We start from the raw sequence: 17,777 nt of genomic DNA, 5'->3' as shown, positions 1-17,777 counted from the left end.
TAACGATGGCGTCACAGCAGCTGCAGCGATCCTGCACCGGGACGTCACAGGTCGTCCTCGGCGCGCCCCGCCCTCCCCAGGAGCGCTCGACGAGCGGTCCCGTTGCGCGACAATCGGAACCGGAAGCCGGCCCCGGACCCGGACGGACGGGTCGGGGCGGCCGGGCCACCCGGGTCAGTCGCCGTCGGGCCAGACGATGCCGACCTTGCCGCCCGCCGCGGCGTCCGCGGTCCGGTAGGCCTGGGCGGCCTCCTCGACGGGGTAGGTGTCGCTCACCAGCCGCTCGGGGTGCAGGTCCCAGCGCACCAGGTTGTCCAGCAGCTCGCTCATGCGGCCCACCGAGGTGACCCAGGACCCGTGCACGGTCAGCTGGCGGTGGATGAGGGTCTCGGAGACGTCCATCGACAGCTGCCCGCCCTCGCCCACCAGCGCCGCCCGGCCCCAGCGGCGGGTGTGCTGCAGCGCGGTGAGCTGGCCCCGGCCGTTGCCCGAGCAGTCGACCGCCACCTCGGCCCCGTCCCCGAGGAGTGCGGTGAGTTCCTCCGGCGTACCGGCCACGGCCTCGTCGACGGCCCCGAGCTCGAGGGCCAACGCCCGCCGCTGCGGGCTCGGATCGGTCCCCACGACCAGCGGGGAACCCAGGGCCTTGGCCAGCAGGCCGACCGCCCCGCCCACCGGACCGAGCCCGGTGACCAGGACCCGGTCCCGACCCGAGACGGCGACCCGGCAAAGGGCTTCGTAGGCGGTGCCGAAACCGCAGGCGACCACGGCCCCGTCGACGAACGTGAGTTCGTCGGGCAGGACCAGGAGATCGCGTTCCTCGGCGAGCAGGAGATCGGCGTGCCCACCGTCGCGCTGCCACCCGTAGGCCGCTCGACGCGAGGAGGTGCAGGAGATCTGGTAGCCGTGACGGCATTCGTCGCACTGCCCGCACCCGCTGATGTGGTAGACGACGACGCGCTGGCCGACGCCGATGCGTTCGACGCCCTCCCCCACCGCCACCACCCGGCCCGCGGGCTCGTGCCCACCGACGACGCCCTGGTAGGCCTCGGGCCCCTCCCCCAGGTGCTCGCGGTAGATCGCCCTCAGGTCCGAACCGCAGATGGTCGAGGCCCGCATGGCCACCACCACCTGACCGGGACCCGGACGGGGATCCTCCACGTCCCGCAGGTCGACCCGACTACCCCCGGGCAGGAACGCTGCACGCATCTTCATCCTCCATCGGCTCGATGCTCGCGCTCGGGCGCGCGACGTCGTCGTCGGCAAACTAGGGCATGGCCCGGGAGAACCCCGTGATCGAGGACCGACACCGTCGGGTCGGCCGGGTCACGGGAACATCACCGGCCGGAGTTGGAGATCTCCTCGAACTCCGCCGCGGACTCCTCGCTGACCGGGTGGAGCCACATCGCCTGCAGAACAGGCACGTCGGCCGTGAGGTGGCTGATGCCCTCCAGGGCCAGGGTCGCCGCGACCTCGGGGGTCCGCACGCTCGCCACGAGAACCCTGGTCGCGGTCGGGGCGAGGACGGTGTCCATGGCCTTGACCGTGGCCAGGCCGTCCTCCCCGGCGTCGTTCAACCGTCCGAGGTACGGGGCGATGTAGGCCGCCCCGAGGGATCCGGCGACCGTCGCCTGGGCCAGGCTGTACACCGCGGTCAGCAGGACCGGGACGCCCTCGCGCACGAGGGATCCGGCCACGGCGAAACCGGCCGTGGTCGCCGGAACCTTGACCACGACCCGGTCCCCGAGCCCGGCGATGAACTCGCCGCTGCGCCGGAGTTCGGCGAGGTCGCCCCCGACCGCCTGCAGGAAGACCTCCGCGGCACCGGCCGTCACGAAGTCCTGGTACAGCTCCGGCAGGTCGGCCTGCGAACGACCGTCGCGGTGCAGGATCTTCGGGTTCGTGGTGACCCCGTGGACCAGGTTGTCCCGCAGCAGGCCCAGCACCGCCTCGCGGTCGGCGCTGTCGGCGTAGAGCTTCATCCGAACTCCCTCGATCCTCGGGGCCGACCAGGCGAGGTGCAGCCTGGCGTCTCATCTGAGAGCCTAGCACTCATCCGTGAAGGGCTTGAGGTACCGGCGGGGGTGGTGGCACCGTGCGGGGCACTGGGGCAGGGTGAGCCCCGTGGACCACCTCGTCGCCGCCCTCGCCGCCCGGCGCTTCCACCTGGAGGGGGCGACCAAGTCGCAGATCGCCGCCGAGCTCGGCGTCTCCCGGTTCAAGGTGGCGAAGATCCTGGAGGACGCCGTGCGTGACGGCGTCGTCCGCATCGAGGTGGTGCCGCCCGCCGACGTCGACCTGGAGCTCTCCAGCCGGGTGGCCCGGCACCTGGGCCTGCGGCAGGCCGTCGTGGTCCGCGCCGGCGGGGCCGCGGAGGAGCGGGAGCAGCGGGACCGGTTGCTGGGCCTGGCGGCCCGCGAGGTCCTCGCCGCGGTCCTGTCCGAGGAGTCCGTGCTGGGCGTCTCCTGGGGTCGCACGCTGTACGCCGTGGTCGACGTCCTGCGCGACCTGCGCGCCGCCGAGGTCGTCCAGCTGGTGGGCAGCCCGCCCGGCGCCCAGCTCGCCCTCACCTCCGTGGACCTGGTCCGCCGGCTGGGCGAGGTCACCCGGGGTGTGGTGCACCCGTTGCACGTCCCGCTCACCGTCGCCGACGCGCGCCTCGCCCGGGGGCTGCGGGAGGATCCGCAGATCGCGGCGACCACGTCGGCGTTCTCGCGGGTGAGCCACGCCCTGGTCGGCATCGGGGCGTTCGCGGCCGGCACCTCCTCCTTGCACGACGTCCTCCCGGACGACCTCGTGGGACGTCTCGTCGCCGGAGGGGCCGTCGGGGACGTCTGCTGCACCGTCGTCGACGCCGACGGCCGACCGGTGGCGGGCGAGGACGTGGAGGCGCACTGCCTCGCCATCGGCCGGGCCGAACTGGCCCGCGTCCCGGACGTCACCGCCGTGGCCGGGGGCGTCGAGAAGGCGGCGGCCCTGCGCGCCGTGGCCCGGTCCGGCCTGGTGCACCGACTGATCACCGACAGCGCCGCCGCGGAGACCGTGCTGGACCTGTCCTGACGGCGGGCCCGTGGGGGTGCCACGAGCGTCAGGACGCGACCGCGACCTCGTCGGCACGGGGCATCGCCTCGGCACCACCCGATCGGGAGCAGGTCGACGCGGCCACCCGCATGGCGAAGCGGAGCACGTCGTCCCACCCGTCCGGACCGGGCAGCTCGGGGAGTCCGACCAGGCGCGAGACGATCGCCGCCATCACGGAGTCCCCGCCGCCCGTCGTGTCCACCGCGGGCGCGAGCCCCGCCGTCGGCACGGTCACGACCCCGTCGGGCGTCCACGCCTGCACGCCCTGCGACGCCCGGGTCAGGACGACCGCGACCGCCCCGAGACCGAGGACCCGGCGGGCCACCCCCTCCCGGTCGAGATCGGGGTAGAGGTACTCGGCGTCCTCGGCGCTGAGTTTCACCACGTCGGCGAGCGCCATCAGACGTTCGGTGCGGCTGAGGAACTCCGCCCGGTCGGCCACCAGGCCGGGTCGGACGTTCGGGTCGAAGGTCGTCCGGCCGGGGGCGGTCTCGAAGGCCCGCACCGCCGCCTCGTGGGCCGGGCGGTGCAGCAGCCCGATCGACCCCGCGTGCACCACCCCGGCCGCCCGGACCAGCGCCTCGGGCACGTCCTGGACGCGCAGGTCGCACAGCGAGGCCGGGGATCCGTAGAAGGAGTAGGAGGGTTCCCCCGCCTTGAGGGACATGATCGAGACCGGGGTCGGCGCGGTACCCACCCGGGCGGCAGACGTGTCCACGCCGTTCTCCTCCAGGAAGCCCCGCAGCCGCCGTCCGAGGGCGTCCCCGCCCAACGATCCGAGGAAGGCCGTCGGCACGCCCAACCGGGCGGCCCCCACCGCGACGTTGAAGGGACTCCCACCGGGATGGCTCTGGTAGAGCCCGGCCGCGCCGGGGCCGGGGGTGACCTCGGTCAGGTCCATCAGGGCCTCGCCGATGCAGACCAGTCCCACCCCGGGTGTCGCGTGCTCCGCGTGCTGACCCATCGGTCGCTCCTCACTCCGGCCCACGACGGCGGGCACCGGCCGCTCCCTCGACCGGACCGCAGGTGCTTGCGGTCGGCGGGGTCAAGGCGTCACAGTACTGCCTCATACGAGAGCGTAGCGCTCATACGAGACGAGCAACCGGGACGACAGGGGTGGGACGTATGGAGGTCGAAGCCACGCCGCGACGACGATCGGCGTTCGTGACGGGGGCCGCCGGGGGCATCGGCACCGCCATCGCCCGACGCCTGCACGCCGACGGCCTCGACGTCACCCTGTGCGACCTGGCGTCGACGGCGGAGCGGCTCGACGACCTGGCGACCACCCTCGACGGTCCCGCCCTCGCCCGCGCGTGCTCCGCGGACGTGACCGACCGGGCCGCCGTCGAGGCGGCCGTGGCCGCGCACGTCGAGGCGTTCGGCGCGATCGACGTCATGGTCGCCAACGCGGGGATCGCCATCACCGCCGGCCTGCTCGAGACGACGACGCAGCAGTGGGACCGCACGATGGCCGTGAACGTGCGGGGGGTCTTCAACTGCTACTCCGCGGCGGCCCGGCAGATGGTGGAGCACGGGACCCCGGGTCGACTGATCGGAGCGGCGTCGGTGGCCGCCCACCGGGCCGGGAAACTCCAGGGGGCCTACTCCGCGTCGAAGTTCGCCGTCCGCGGGCTGACCCAGGCGGTCGCGCAGGAACTGGCCGAGCACGGCATCACGGCGAACTGCTACAGCCCCGGTGTGGTCCACACGCCGATGTGGGAATCGATCGACGCCGCCCTCGCCAGCCGCCACGGCACGCCCGTCGGGTCGGAGATGTCGGCCATGGTGGCGAGCATCCCGCTCGGCCGGTTGCAGGTTCCGGACGACGTCGCCGGGGTCGTCTCCTTCCTCGCCTCGCGGGACGCCGCCTACATCACGGGCCAGTCCCTCGTGGTGGACGGCGGGATGTGGTTCTCCTGACCTCCGGGTGATCGGCCCCTCCGCCTCCGCCCGGTGCAATCCCGGACGGGTGCGGACGAGAAGGTGTCGGGCATGGAGCACCGACAGCCCCGGCCCGACCGCCGCGACCCGGGCAGCCTGGGTGACCTCTCCCTGGCCGTGCACGCCGGTCTCGGCCCCGACCCGGGCAGCGGTGCGCTGCGCACGCCGATCGTCATGGCGAACTCCTACGAACTGCCGGACGACCCCAGCGCCATCAGCTGGTCGGCCACCGCACCGCACCTCTACACGCGCAACACCGGCGTCAACCAGCTGGCGCTGGAGCGGCGCATCGCCGCGATGGAACGCGCCGAGGCCGCGGTGGCCCTCGCCAGCGGGGTGGCCGCCCTGCACGCGGTGTTCTTCACGCACCTGCGGTCGGGGGACCACGTGATCGTGAGCGACGTGGTCTACGAGGCGACCTGGCGGCTCTGGAGCGACCTGCTCCCCCGCAAGTACGGCATCGAGGCCTCGTTCGTGGACAGCACCGACCTCGAGGCGCTGCGCCGGGCGGTCCGTCCGACCACCCGGCTCGTGGCGGTCGAAGCCATTGCCAACCCGACGACGCGGGTCACCGACGTGGCCGCCGTCGCCGAGATCGCGCACGCGGCGGGGGCGTTGCTGATGGTCGACTCGACCTTCACCCCGCCCCCGCTCTACCGCCCCCTCGCCGACGGTGCCGACCTCGTCGTGCACTCGCTGACGAAGTTCGTCAACGGCCACGGCGACGCCATGGGTGGCGCCGTGGCGGGACGGCGCGACCTGGTCGAGGCGATCAAGGCCGACGCCATGGTCGACGTCGGCGGGGTCATCTCCCCCTTCAACGCGGCCCAGATCCACCGCGGGGCCGTCACCCTGCCGCTGCGGCTGCGCCAGCACCAGGCCTCGGCCGCCGCCCTCGCCGAGCGGCTCGAGGCCGACCCGCGGATCGCCTTCGTCGCCTACCCCGGCCTGCCCTCGCACCCCCAGCACGCCCTGGCCCGCCGCCAGTTCGGGGACCGGGGGTTCGGCGCCATGATGGCGTTCGCCCTCGACGGACCCCCGGCGCTGCAGAACCGCTTCGTGGCCAACCTCCGGTTGATCACCTCGGCCTTCTCCCTGGGGCACGAGGACTCGCTGATCGTCCACGTCGGCGGGGACGGTCCCCGCGCCCGGGCCTACCCCGAACCGTTCCGGCGCCTCGGCCACCTGCGGCTCTCGGTCGGGCTGGAGGACACCGCGGACCTGCTCGCCGACGTCGCGGCGGCGCTGGACGCGACGCACGCCGGGTAGGCGGGAGAGGGGCGGACGGGGGAAGGTCGCCCCTCGCCCTTCAGCCGGTCCACTCCGCGCCGATCCGGTCGTGTGGGCTGGAACGGACGCACGCTCGGCGTGCTCGGCGGGCTGGGTGCGGTCGCCTTCGTGCTGCTGGCAGGACCCGTCGGGTCGATCGCCTGGTCGGGGGTGCCCTACAGCGTCGTCGGCCTCCTCTGCGTGGCCGCCACCGTGGTCGGCATCCGGCGGCACCGTCCGCGCCACGCCGCCGCCTGGTGGTGCATCGCGGCCTCGCACGCGATCTGGAGCCTGGCCGACACGACCTACTACCTTCTCGCCGCCTTCGGGGACATCACGTTCCCCACCGCCGCCGACGTCCTCTACGTGGCCGGGTACGCCCCGCTCCTGGCGGGCGTGGCCCTCCTGGTGCACCGCAGCCGGTCCCTGCGGCAGCTCGGCGGCCTGGTCGACGGCGCCGTGGTCGCGACCGGTCTCGTTCTGCTCGGCTACGTCCTCTTCGTGGGGCCGGTGATCGCCTCTCGCGGCGAGGGGTTCCTCAGCCACCTCACCGGCGGCGTCTACCTCGGCGCCGACGTGCTCCTGGTCGCCCTGGGCGCCCACCTGGTCGCGACCTCCCGCCGCCTGCCCCCCGGTGCCTGGCTGGCGTTGACCGCGATCCTGCTCCTCCTCGTCGGCGACTCCACCTACGTCTGGGGGGGCGGTACTGCCCGGCTGGGCCTTCACGGCCCTGAGCGTGGGCTGGCTGCTGAGCAACGTGGCGTGGAGCGCGGCCGCGCTCCACCCGACCATGGCCGCGGTCTCCGACCGCGACCAGCCGACCGCCGGGGGCATGACGACGCGCCGCACCGCCGTGCTGCTCGTGGCCGTCCTGCTGGGTCCCGCGACCCTGGTCGTCCTGCAGCTCCTCCACCAGGAGGCCGACTGGGCCGTCGCCGCCGCCTCCACCGTCATGTCCGTGCTCGTGGTCCTGCGCATGGGCATGGCGCTGCGGGCCGTCGCGGCGAGCCTGGCCGCGCGCGAGGAGATGCGTCGGGGAATGGAGCACCAGGCAACCCACGACGCCCTGACCGGGCTGGTCAACCGGGCCGCCAGCACCGAACTGCTCTCCCGGGTGCTGCACGCGGCCCGGGAGGGCCACCCTGCCGTCGCACTGCTGTTCGTGGACCTCGACGGGTTCAAGGGCGTCAACGACACCCACGGGCACCGGGCCGGTGACGACGTGCTGCGCGAGGTCGCGGTGCGCCTGACCGACGCCGTGCGCGACGGCGACGTCGCCGGTCGGCTCGGGGGTGACGAGTTCGTCGTGGTCCTCGTCGAGGTCCAGGACGTGCAGGAGGTGCTCACCGTCGCCCAGCGCGTCGTCGCCCGGGTGACCGAGCCCATCGTCACCGACGGTCACGTGGTGCGGGTCGGGGCCAGCGTCGGGGCCGTGGTGAGCGGCGCCGGGTCCGAGCCCGCCGCGCTGCTGCACGAGGCCGACACCGCCGTCTACCGGGCCAAGGCGCTCGGACGTGGCCGCGTGGAGTTCTACGACCACGAGCTGCGCGCCGCGGACGCCGCGCGCGCCGCCGTCGAGGACGACCTGCGCCGCACCTGGCCGGAGGCCGAGCTCACCCTGCCCCTGGCCCCCGTGGTCCTCCCCTCCCCGAGCTCCCCCGCGCCGGCGCCGATCGCTCTCCTCGGGCGCGTCGCCTGGGCGCGGCCGGAGGGTGACGTCGGACCCGACGCCCTCGTCGCGGCCGTGGAGAAGGCCGGGCGGACGCACGACCTCGGGCGGTGGGCGCTCTCCGAGGCGCTGCGCCGGCACGGGGGTGGCCCGCACGACCCCGCCGTGTGGGTCTCCGTCCCGCCCGCGCACGCGGCCGACGCCCGCTTCGTCGAGGAGGTGACCGCCGCCCTGGACACCCACGGCACGGCACCCCTCACGCTGGGCGTCCTCACCGGCGGCCCCGAGGTGCTGGGCGCACCGGGGCTGCGCACCACCCTGCGGGCACTGCGCGACCTGGGCGTCGGCGTCGTCCTCGAGGGCCTCACGGCCCAGACCACCCGGTTGGGTGATCTCGCGGCGCTGCCCGCGAGCGCCCTGCTGCTGCGGGCCGAGGACCTGCCCGACGAGGGGGTGCTGACCCTCTTCGTCCGCAGCGCCCGCTCCTGCAACCTCGTCGTGGTCGTCGAGGGCGAGCCCCGCGCCGAGCTGTCCGGCCCGGTGCGGGCCCTGGGACTCCCGGTCGTGGGGACCTCCCTGGCGGTGTGCCACCCCGGCTGACCGGCTCAGCCGGAGACCGTGACCGTCTCGTGGACCTGACCACCCCCCTCGAGGAGGTCGGCGTGGACCCGGGCGACGCTGCGTCGGCCCACCCGCATCGCGCGGACGGCCCCGTCGGTGCTGGTGGCGGGCGGCGGGGTGGTCCGTCCTGACGCGACGGCCTCGTCGTCGGCGAGGTAGACGGGCTGGACCAGCGTCCAGTCCAGGCCGCTGCCACGCACGACGGCCTCCTGGCGCTCGGTGTCGGCCATCTGCGGCTCGAGGAGCAGCGCGAAGACCACCCGGGCCCCCAGCGGGAGCAGGTGCCGCGTCGGTCCGACCCCGAAGGACGTCTGCACCACCACCCGCCGCACCCCCGCCCGGCGGGCGGCGTCGACCAGGACGGCCGTGCCGCGCGAGCGGACGTCGTCGGCGGTGCCGACGGCCCCGCGCAGCCGGACCCGCCAGGCCGGTTCGCTGATGCCGAGGGTGACCACGACGGCCTGGTGCCCGGGAAGCAGCGGTGCGACGACGGCGGGATCGGTGGCGTCCCCGTCGACGGAGCGCAGGCCGGCCCGGGCGGGCAACGCCGTCGTGGCACGGCGGGCGAGGGCGGTGACCCGGTGCCCGCGTCCCAGCAGTTCCTCGACGACGGCGCGGCCGGACCCGCCGCTCGCACCGATGACCATGACGTCCATGAGAACTCCTCCGGTGGTGGGTGGACCTCCACCCTCGCCAGGGACGGCCGGACGTACTAGCGTCCGAGATCCGCCGTCCTTGACCGGAAGTCCAGAACCGTGCAGCGAACCACCGACCCGACGAACCCCGGTCCCCCTGCCCCCTGGGCCGCCCCGGAACCCCTCGCGGAGGCGCTCTACCACGTCCGTCTCCGGGGTTCCTTCTACTGCTGGGCCCGGACCCGCGGCGAGGTGTCGGTCGAGATGCCGCGGCTGCCCCGGACGTTGAGCTTCCACGTCGTGGCCCGGGGCGAGGTGTGGCTGGAGGGGGACGAGGACGACGCGGTGCTCCTGCGGCCGGGTGACGTCGCCCTGGTGCCGAGGGGCCTCGGGCACCGGCTCAGCGCGGCGCCCGGGATCGCCCCGACGGGGCGGGCCGACCAGTTGGAGCAGGTGATGCTGGGCGACCGTTTCTCGGTCCTCACCCTGGGGACGGAGGGAGCCGAGGCCTCGACCCTCTGCGGGGTCGTGGAACTCGACACCCCGCAGGCCCAGGAACTCCTCGCCGTCCTGCCGCCCGCCGTCGTGACCCGGGCCGGGTGGAGCGCGACCACGGCGCAGCTCGTCGCCCTCATCGTCGCCGAGCTCGTCGATCCCCGCCCCGGCGGCGAGACGGTGGCCACCCGGCTCGCCGACGTGCTCGTCGTCGAGACCATCCGTTCCTGGCTGGCCACGGAGGGCGCGGCGACGGGTGGGTGGTTGGCCGGTCTGCGCGATCCGCACCTGGGCCGGGTGCTCGTCGCGATCCACCGCGAACCCGGGCACGCCTGGACCCTCCCCGAGCTGGCCTCGCTGGCGGCGATGTCGCGCTCGTCGTTCGCGGCGCGGTTCACCGCCCTCGTCGGTGTCCCGGCGATGCGGTACGTGACCAGGGCCCGGATGCTCGCCGCCCACCGGCGCCTGGCCGACGGGGAGACGGTGGCCGCCGTCGGGACGTCCCTCGGCTACGGGTCGGAGTCGGCCTTCAGCCGGGCCTTCACCCGGGCGACCGGCCGGACCCCGGGCCGCGTCCGCCGGGACGGGTCCGATGACCGGCCCACCGACGGATCGGCACCGCGATGAGCCCGACCGGGACATCGAGGTGCGCGGTGCTGCTGCGCGGGATCAACGTGGGCCGGCACAACCGGCTCGCCATGGCGGACCTGCGCGTCCTGCTCGCCGACCTCGGCTGCCGGGACGTCACCACGCACCTCAACAGCGGCAACGCGGTGGTGACGGCCGACCCGGACGGGTTGGCGGAACGGGTGGCGGCGGCACTGCCCGTGCGGGTTCCCGTGGTGGTCTTCACCGCCGCGGAGCTGCGGGAGGCGGTGGAGAACTGCCCCTGGTCGGAACGGGCCCGCACGTCGCCGAAACAGGTGCACGTCGGTTACCTGGACCGGCCGCTGTCGACGAAGGAGGTCGACCGCCTGGGCACGCGCCACGGTGACGACGAGGTCGCGGTCGGGCGGCGGGTGCTGTACCTGTCCTACGCCGGCCCCTCGACCGGTTCCCCGTTGGAGGCCGCCTTCACCCGGGCCCGCACCGACGTGGTGCTGACCACGAGGAACTGGTCGACGGCGACCCGGCTCGTGGACCTCACCCGCTCTCCCTGATCTGCGCCGCAGCGGATCCGACCTCCTCGTCGGGAACCCACTCGAGCAGGTCACCGGGCTGGCAGCCGAGGACGCGGCACATCGCCTCGAGGGTGGAGAACCGGACCGCCCTGGCCCGGCCGTTCTTGAGGACGGCCACGTTGGCGGGGGTCAGACCGACCTGCTCGGCGAACTCGCCCACCGACAGTTTCCGCCGCGCGAGCTCCACGTCGATGCGGACCACGATCGCCACTCAGACGACCCCCTCGAGGTCGGTGGTGAGGGCCGTGGCGCGCCGCAGCAGGGTCCGCATCACCAGCATCATGAGCACCGGCACCGCGGCGACCAGGAGCAGCATCAGGTGCAGGCCCCCCAGGCCGGGCGCGTCGTCGGCCTGCGCGAACTGCAGCACGGGCATCGCGGCCGCCAGCAGGATCACCCAGGCCATCACGAGCGCGACGACGATCGCGTCCACCCAGGGGAGCGCACCGGGGCGGAAGATGCGGTCGCTGCGCACCAGGCCCAGCAGGCGCCAGGTGGCGACGAGCACCACCTGCAGGCAGACCAGACCGAGCCCGGCCGCCAGCAGCACCGCCCACCGGAACCGTTCCAGCTCGGGCGATCCGGCGGGCACGAGCATGGTCGACCCCAGGATCAGCAGCACCTGGGCCCCGACGAAGGCCACGAACAGCGTGACCAGCAGGAGTTGGAGGGGACGGATCACCCACGGAGTCACGGCCATGTCCCGAGTATCGGTAGGTACCTATCGAAAGTCAATCGGACACGATGATCGTCGCCGGTGCTGCCGACCCCCGTCGCCCCCGGTCCGGCCCGATCCGGTCCGGCCGGGGACACCACCGGGCCCTCGCCGCCCCCCTACGATCGGCCGATGCCGCCAGCCCGCCCCGCGCCCCGCCGCCCGTCCCGAGCCCTGCGCGCGGCGTCCGCCGTCCTGGCGGTTCTCATGCCGGCGGCGCTCGCGAGCCCCGCCGGGGCCGACACGGTGCCGACCGGGACGACCCCGGCGACGGTGAGCGCAGACCCGCTGCCGACCGTCCAGATCGACGGCGTGGTCTGGGACCAGGTCGTGGTGGGCACGACGGTCTACGCGGTCGGCAGTTTCAGCTCGGCCCGCCCCGCCGGTTCCCCTCCGGGGCAGGGTGAGACGGTCCGCAGCAACGCCCTGGCCTACGACCTGCGGACCGGGGAACTCCTCCCCTCCTTCGCCCCCGGGCTGAACGCGCAGGCCCGGACCGTGGCGGCGTCGCCCGACGGGTCCACCGTCTACGTCGGGGGGAGTTTCACCGCGATCGACGGGCGTCCCGCCTACCGGCTCGCCGCCTTCAGCACCGCCACCGGGAAACGGATCACGACGTTCACGGCCGGGACCGACGGGACCGTCTCCGCCCTGGCCGTCTCGGCGGGCAGCGTCTACGTCGGGGGTTCGTTCGCGTCGGTGAACAACCAGGCCCGGCTGCGGCTGGCAGCGGTGAACCCCACCACCGGGGCGCTGCAGGCGTGGACGGCTCCCGTCCGCAACGGCGGGGTCGCCGCCCTGCTGGTGTCGCCGGACGGTTCCCGGGTGATCGTCGGTGGCTCCTTCGGCAGCATCAACGGCGTCGAGACCTACGGTTCGGCGTCGCTGGACGCACAGACCGGGCGCTCGCTGCCGTGGGCGGCCAACCAGGTCGTGCGCAACGGCGGCATCCCCTCCGGGGCCACGTACCCGGTGAGCGGCATCACGTCGTTGTCCACGGACGGTCGATCGATCTTCGCCTCGGCCTACGGTTTCGGGACCACCGGTCGCCCCTCGCTGGAGGGGACGTTCGCGGCCGAACCGAGCACCGGGGCCGTCCGCTGGATCAACGACTGCACCGGGGACACCTACGCCACCACCACCGTCGGCGGGGTCCTTTACACCGTCGGACACACCCACAGTTGTTCGGCTCCCGGATGGTTCGACAACGCCCCGGACACCGCGGGGACGTTGCAGCACTGGCACAGCCTGGCGTACACGACCACCGACAGCGGGAGGAACAACGTCCGGCCGGACCAGTACGGCCAGGACTTCACCGCCTACCGCACCTCGTCGCTGCTGCACTGGTCGCCGCGGTGGACGGCCGGCACCTACACCGGGCAGTCGCAGGCGGGGTGGAGCGTCGAGAGCACCGGGCAGTTCGTCGTCGTGGGCGGGGAGTTCCTGACGGTCGGCGGGCGGGCGCAGCAGGGTCTGGTCCGGTTCGCGGTCAAGGGTTCCGCCCCGAACGCCGTGGGGCCGCGCGCGCTGAACCCGGCCCCCCTGGTCGCGAACGCCCGGGGGGCGAACGGTCGGGCCGTGGTCTCGATGACGACACGGGCCACGTGGGACCCGGACAACGCCGACCTCACCTACCGCCTGGTGCGCGACCCGGGGACGAGTTCGGCAACCGTGGTCGACACCCGGACCGTCGGTTCCTCGTTCTGGAGACTGCCCCTGGTCGCGATGGGCGATGCGAACCCCCCGTCGGACCGACGAGCGACCTACGCCGTCCGCGTCAGCGATCCCCTCGGCGTGACCACCACCTCGACGCCGACGACCGCTGCGACCTCGGGCTGGGCCGCGACGTCCGGTCAGGTCTCGGCCGCCGTCGGCGGGTACACGGCCACGCTCGGCCGCGCGACGTTGTCCGGTCGCACGCTCACCGTGCCGTTCTCCGCCAAGGGACCCGGTGATCTCCGCCGGCCCGAGGGCACCTGCCTGAGCGACGGGACCACCTCGCTGACCCCGGTCTCGACCGTGCTGTCGGCGGACTCGGCCGGGGCCTTCGCCGGCTCGTTCACCTACCGGTTGCCCGGCCCGGGGACCTGGACGCTGCAGTACTCGTGCGGATCCGTGTACACGCGCGCGGTCGTGGGTACCTGGACCGGCCTCGGGGTGGGCTGAGTCGAGGACGACCCGTCGGTCCTAGGGCCGGGGTGGGCCGGGTTCCGGGGCAGGTCCGACGGGGTGCCCCCCACGCTCCTCGGCGACGGAGTTCCCACCGTCGACGACGAGGACCTGGCCGGTGACGTAGGAGGCGCCGGGCGAGGCGAGGAACGCGACGACGGCGGCCACCTCCTCGGGGCGTCCGGGCCGACCCATGGGCGTCGCCTCCCCCATCGCCACCTCGTGCGCGGTCGACGACGTCGTGCGGATCCACCCGGGAGCCACGGCGTTCGCGGTGATCCCGCGCGGGGCGAGGTCGACGGCCAGGGAGCGGGTCAACCCGACCAGACCCGCCTTGGCGGCGTGGTAGGCCGCGTCCGCCGCGTAGGCCATCACCGGCCCCGACACCGAGGCCATCATGACGATCCGCCCACCCCGGGGCAGGTGCGGGATCGCGGCGCGGGTGACGTAGAACGCGGTGTCGAGGTTCCGGGAGATGCCGGCCCGCCAGGTCTCGTCGGTGGTGGACGCCGCCGGTTCCGGGTCCTCGGCACCGGAGACCGAGACCATGCCCGCGTTGTTGACCAGCACGTCGAGGCGTCCGAACCGTTCGACGACCCCGCGGACGAGGCCCGTCGCCGCGACCGGGTCGGTCAGGTCGGCGACGGCACCCTCCGCCCGGGCCCCGTCCCGACGCAGCTCGGCCGCGCGCTCCTCGACGCGGTCGCTCGTCGCGGTCACGACCACGGTGTGCGTCCGGGCGAGGAGGCGGGCGCAGGCGAACCCGATCCCCGTGGGGCTGCCCGCCCCGGTGACGAGGGCGACGGGTCGGTCGGCGGACGGGGTCGATGGCGACGGGGTCGATGGCGACGGGGTCGGCGGCGACGGGGTCGATGGCGACGGGGTCGGCGGCGACGGGGGCACGGGAAACTCCGATTCGTCGTGGGAAGAGGGGATCGGTCAGGTCGTCCCCGTCCGCCGGGCCAGGACGGGGTGCGGGACGTGGCGGTAGAACCGGACGCTGATCAGGGCGACCCAGGCGAAACCGGCGAGGACGGCGAGCCACAGCAGGGCCACCCCGAGCCCGGAGGTGGCCAGCGCCGCCCCGCCCAGGAAACCCAGGAGCACGACGAGCCCGAGGGCCAGCGAAACCCGGGCTCCGGCCCGCTCACCCCGTCCCGCCCGCCACCGGCTCGCGGTCAGCGCACCGACCGCGAGGGCGAGGAACCCGATCGCCCCCAGGGCGAGGTGCAGCAGGCCGTGGGTGGTGACCCCGTCGGGGGCGGGGCTGCCCGGGGGGAAACCCGCGACCGGGTCGGGCAGGGCGATCGCCGAGCCCACCAGGCCGATCCCGAAGATGCCCAGGGCCGCGGCGATCGCCCCGCCGCGCCCCTCGCGCAGCGCCCGGGCCGCCCCGACGGCGGCGGCCAGGACCATGAGACCGGTCAGGACGAGGTTGGCGCGCTGCGCCCACCCGTGCTCCCCCAGGGTCAGCAGGGACAGCGCGTGCCGGGACAGGTCGAAACCCGGCCGGGAGAACGCCAGGACCAGACCGACCACCACGTAGAACGGGCCGGCGACCACCCCCCAGCCCAGCAGGCTGCGGGTCACCGCCGCACCGTTGTCGAAACCCTCGCGTCCCACCTCGGCACCTCCCAGGATCATGCACTCCTTGGTGCACGACTGTAAGCCCTGGCCGGGTCGGGCGGGTCCGTCCCGGACGAAGAACGCAGTGGGTCACCACCGGGACGGCGAGGGGCAGGACCGAGACCGGCCGGACACTCCCTAGGCTGACGGGCGGACCAGGGTTCGTCCGGGATCGGGGGTGGGTGCGGTGGCGCAGGACGGCGACGCCCGACCGCCCCACGAGGAGGACCCGCGGGTGGCCCGCTCCCGCGCGCGCCTGCTCGATGCCGCCACCGCCTGCTTCCTGGCCCGGGGTTACGACGGGACCACGGTCGAGCAGGTGGCCGAGACCGCAGGGGTGTCCCGACGCACCGCGTTCAACGTCTACGCGGACAAGGACTCCCTCTTCCGGGCCGCCCTCGGGCGCTCGGTCGCCACCGCCCAGCGGTTCACCGGTTCGCTCACCGAGCGGGTCCACCTGGTCCCCGGGCGGGGCGACCTCCGCACCGCGCTGGAGGAGTTGGCGCTGGACCTGGCCACGACCGTGCTGACCGGCCCGGTCGTGCCGTTGCGCCGACTCCTCGCCCGGGAGGGCGAGCGGTTCCCCGACCTGCTCGAGGACTACCGGCGCGGTGCCCCCGAAGCGGTCCTGCGGGCGCTCGCCGGGTGCCTCGCCGACCTCCACGGACGCGGGGAACTCGACGTCCCGGATCCCGCCGTGGCCGCCGAGCACTTCGCCTTCCTGGTCATGGGTGCCGATCTCGACCGGGGGATGCTCGGTCGCCCCCCGCCACCGCCCGCCCGGGTCCGGGACCGGGCGCGCAGCGGGGCCGCCGCGTTCTGCCGCGCCTACGTCCCGCGCGGCGGCGCGCCCGCGTGAAGGGCCCACCGGTTCACCACCCCGTCGCGAGGACGTGCCCGAGCGCGTCGGCGAACCGGTCGACCGAACCTCGGCCGATGCACAGCGGGGGTTTGATCTTCAGGACGTCGAGGTGGTCCCCCGTGGGTTGCACGGCGATGCCGAGGTCGAGCAACCGGTCGCAGATCGCCGCGGTCTCCGCGGTGGCGGGTTCCAGGGTCTCCCGGTCGCGGACGAACTCCAGCCCTGCGGTGCTCCTGCTCCGGGGCCTGCACGCAGGCCCGGGTCGGGACGTTCCCGGTCGCCCGCACCACCCCGGTGCGGGTGACGGTCGAGGGGCGCACGTCGACGGCGTTCATCGACGACGTGGCGACGGTGGGCCGCTCCACGCTGGACGGCACGACCCTGCCCGTCCCCTGCAGCGCCGCCGGGCCGAACACCTGCGCCGGCCCGAGAACACCTGCCTCGTCTCGGGCGCCACGACCCCGCCCCCGACGGGGGACTCGTCGGCCACGGACCGGGCGGGGGCCTAGACCGGCGCCCGACCTGCCAGCTCCCCATGGCCGGAACCTACGGCCTGCGGTACTCCTGCGGCCGCACTCCACGGCCGAGGTCGGGACCTGGAGCCCCTGACCCGGCATTAGGGTTCCCCCGTGACGGTTCTGCGACGAGCGGCGGCGCCGCGATGACGACCGGCGTCCGTCCCGGCGATCTCCTCGCGGACTTCTCGCTGGAGATCACCGGGAAGGACCTCGCGGCCCTGGCCGAGGCGGGCCCCGCCCTGCCGGCCGGTACCCGGGTCAACGTCACCCACCTCGGCAGCGAGGACCAGGCGTTGCGGGTGTCGGCCGCCCGCGCCCTCGTCGAGCGGGGTTACGTCGCCGTACCTCACATCTCCGCCCGGCGGCTGACCTCCTCCGCGCAGCTCGCCGAGTTTCTGCAGGAACTCTCGGCGGTGGGCGCGAACCGGGAGGTCTTCGTCGTCGGGGGTGACCCGACGACCCCGGAAGGGCCGTTCGCCGACTCCCTGGCCGTCATCGGCAGCGGGTTGCTGGCCGAGCACGGCGTGGAACGCGTGGGGATCAGCGCGTACCCCGAGGGCCACCCGGGCATCACCGACCCGGTGCTGTGGGAGGCGTTGTCCGCCAAGACGGCGGCGTTGCGGGAACAGGGGCTGGCGGGGAACGTGATCACCCAGTTCGGCTTCGACGCCGAGACCGTCCTCGCGTTCCTCGCCGCCGCCCGCGCCCGCGGGATCGACCTGCCGGTCCGGGTGGGCGTCCCGGGGCCGGCCGGGATCCGGCGTCTGACGAGCTACGCCGCCCGGCTCGGGGTCAGCACCAGCGCGGGCATCGCCCGGAAGTACGGGCTGTCGTTGACGAACCTGCTCGGCACCGCCGGCCCGGACCGGTTCGTCCGGGCCCTGGCCCAGCAGCTGGACCCCGCGGTGCACGGGGACGTGGCGCTGCACCTCTACACCTTCGGCGGGGTGCGGGCCGCGGCCGAGTGGGCCCGGGAGTTCCGCGACCGTTCCTGA

The 17,777-nt window shown here is 74.4% G+C and carries 17 protein-coding genes and 1 pseudogene; 9 read left to right on the top strand and 9 right to left on the bottom strand.

What is annotated here, in order from left to right; genetic code table 11:
- Positions 1-174 precede the first annotated feature (174 nt).
- Both ACFFKU_RS08150 and ACFFKU_RS08145 read right to left on the bottom strand, forming a co-directional pair.
- Positions 175-1,209 carry a zinc-dependent alcohol dehydrogenase family protein gene (locus tag ACFFKU_RS08150; protein ID WP_380137066.1) on the bottom strand — a complete coding sequence of 345 codons (1,035 nt, stop codon included), beginning with the start codon at positions 1,207-1,209 and terminating at the stop codon, positions 175-177.
- 128 nt (positions 1,210-1,337) lie between these two features.
- Positions 1,338-1,982, bottom strand: a complete 645-nt coding sequence (locus ACFFKU_RS08145) for a transaldolase family protein (RefSeq protein WP_380137064.1) — start codon at positions 1,980-1,982, stop codon at positions 1,338-1,340.
- Positions 1,983-2,124: 142 nt separating this feature from the next.
- Between ACFFKU_RS08145 and ACFFKU_RS08140 the strand changes: the two genes are divergently transcribed.
- Positions 2,125-3,060, top strand: coding sequence for a sugar-binding transcriptional regulator (locus ACFFKU_RS08140; RefSeq protein WP_380137063.1), 936 nt, complete (start codon positions 2,125-2,127; stop codon positions 3,058-3,060).
- Positions 3,061-3,088: 28 nt separating this feature from the next.
- Here the strand turns inward: ACFFKU_RS08140 and ACFFKU_RS08135 are convergent, their stop codons facing one another.
- On the bottom strand, positions 3,089-4,045 hold the full coding sequence (locus ACFFKU_RS08135) for a carbohydrate kinase family protein (protein WP_380137062.1): 957 nt from the start codon (positions 4,043-4,045) through the stop codon (positions 3,089-3,091).
- A gap of 161 nt (positions 4,046-4,206) precedes the next feature.
- On the opposite strand from ACFFKU_RS08135, the gene ACFFKU_RS08130 reads away from it, so the two are divergent.
- From ACFFKU_RS08130 to ACFFKU_RS08120, 3 genes are all read left to right on the top strand, one after another.
- Entirely contained in the window at positions 4,207-5,001 is a 795-nt protein-coding gene (locus ACFFKU_RS08130) for an SDR family oxidoreductase (protein ID WP_380137061.1), read from the top strand.
- Positions 5,002-5,073: 72 nt separating this feature from the next.
- Positions 5,074-6,291, top strand: a complete 1,218-nt coding sequence (locus ACFFKU_RS08125) for a trans-sulfuration enzyme family protein (RefSeq protein ID WP_380137060.1) — start codon at positions 5,074-5,076, stop codon at positions 6,289-6,291.
- 736 nt (positions 6,292-7,027) lie between these two features.
- Entirely contained in the window at positions 7,028-8,560 is a 1,533-nt protein-coding gene (locus ACFFKU_RS08120) for a diguanylate cyclase domain-containing protein (protein WP_380137058.1), read from the top strand.
- A gap of 5 nt (positions 8,561-8,565) precedes the next feature.
- On the opposite strand, the gene ACFFKU_RS08115 is transcribed toward ACFFKU_RS08120, so the two are convergent.
- On the bottom strand, positions 8,566-9,237 hold the full coding sequence (locus tag ACFFKU_RS08115) for an NAD(P)-dependent oxidoreductase (protein WP_380137057.1): 672 nt from the start codon (positions 9,235-9,237) through the stop codon (positions 8,566-8,568).
- A gap of 99 nt (positions 9,238-9,336) precedes the next feature.
- Between ACFFKU_RS08115 and ACFFKU_RS08110 the strand changes: the two genes are divergently transcribed.
- Together ACFFKU_RS08110 and ACFFKU_RS08105 are read left to right on the top strand one after the other, a co-directional pair.
- Complete coding sequence (locus tag ACFFKU_RS08110) at positions 9,337-10,338, top strand: AraC family transcriptional regulator (RefSeq protein ID WP_380137056.1); 1,002 nt, start codon at positions 9,337-9,339, stop codon at positions 10,336-10,338.
- A gap of 26 nt (positions 10,339-10,364) precedes the next feature.
- Entirely contained in the window at positions 10,365-10,871 is a 507-nt protein-coding gene (locus ACFFKU_RS08105; RefSeq protein ID WP_380137055.1) for a DUF1697 domain-containing protein, read from the top strand.
- On the opposite strand, the gene ACFFKU_RS08100 is transcribed toward ACFFKU_RS08105, so the two are convergent.
- Both ACFFKU_RS08100 and ACFFKU_RS08095 read right to left on the bottom strand, forming a co-directional pair.
- The gene (locus ACFFKU_RS08100) at positions 10,855-11,103 is read right to left on the bottom strand and encodes a helix-turn-helix domain-containing protein (RefSeq protein WP_380137053.1); all 249 of its coding nucleotides are present in this window, start codon (positions 11,101-11,103) and stop codon (positions 10,855-10,857) included. The two genes, ACFFKU_RS08105 and ACFFKU_RS08100, sit on opposite strands and share 17 nt — an antisense overlap.
- The gene (locus ACFFKU_RS08095) at positions 11,104-11,592 is read right to left on the bottom strand and encodes a DUF2975 domain-containing protein (protein WP_380137052.1); all 489 of its coding nucleotides are present in this window, start codon (positions 11,590-11,592) and stop codon (positions 11,104-11,106) included.
- 147 nt (positions 11,593-11,739) lie between these two features.
- On the opposite strand from ACFFKU_RS08095, the gene ACFFKU_RS08090 reads away from it, so the two are divergent.
- Complete coding sequence (locus ACFFKU_RS08090; RefSeq protein ID WP_380137050.1) at positions 11,740-13,773, top strand: WD40 repeat domain-containing protein; 2,034 nt, start codon at positions 11,740-11,742, stop codon at positions 13,771-13,773.
- A 21-nt stretch (positions 13,774-13,794) separates the two neighbouring features.
- Here the strand turns inward: ACFFKU_RS08090 and ACFFKU_RS08085 are convergent, their stop codons facing one another.
- Positions 13,795-14,679 carry an SDR family NAD(P)-dependent oxidoreductase gene (locus tag ACFFKU_RS08085; protein ID WP_380137048.1) on the bottom strand — a complete coding sequence of 295 codons (885 nt, stop codon included), beginning with the start codon at positions 14,677-14,679 and terminating at the stop codon, positions 13,795-13,797.
- A 36-nt stretch (positions 14,680-14,715) separates the two neighbouring features.
- A complete protein-coding gene (locus tag ACFFKU_RS08080) occupies positions 14,716-15,420 on the bottom strand; it encodes a DUF998 domain-containing protein (protein WP_380137046.1) in 705 nt (234 codons plus the stop codon).
- Between the two features lie 169 nt (positions 15,421-15,589).
- Here ACFFKU_RS08080 and ACFFKU_RS08075 point away from each other — a divergent pair, with 169 nt between their 5' ends.
- Entirely contained in the window at positions 15,590-16,261 is a 672-nt protein-coding gene (locus tag ACFFKU_RS08075; RefSeq protein ID WP_380137045.1) for a TetR/AcrR family transcriptional regulator, read from the top strand.
- Positions 16,262-16,274: 13 nt separating this feature from the next.
- Here the strand turns inward: ACFFKU_RS08075 and ACFFKU_RS08070 are convergent.
- Positions 16,275-16,487, bottom strand: a pseudogene (locus ACFFKU_RS08070) (hypothetical protein); the annotation flags it as partial.
- A 438-nt stretch (positions 16,488-16,925) separates the two neighbouring features.
- On the opposite strand from ACFFKU_RS08070, the gene ACFFKU_RS08065 reads away from it, so the two are divergent.
- Positions 16,926-17,777: a methylenetetrahydrofolate reductase gene (locus tag ACFFKU_RS08065; protein WP_380137044.1), complete on the top strand. Its 852-nt coding sequence runs from the start codon at positions 16,926-16,928 to the stop codon at positions 17,775-17,777.

The organism is Kineococcus gynurae (assembly GCF_042433995.1).
In the GTDB taxonomy this organism is placed as follows: Bacteria; Actinomycetota; Actinomycetes; order Actinomycetales; family Kineococcaceae; genus Kineococcus; species Kineococcus gynurae.
This window is presented reverse-complemented; position numbering and strand designations above follow the sequence as displayed.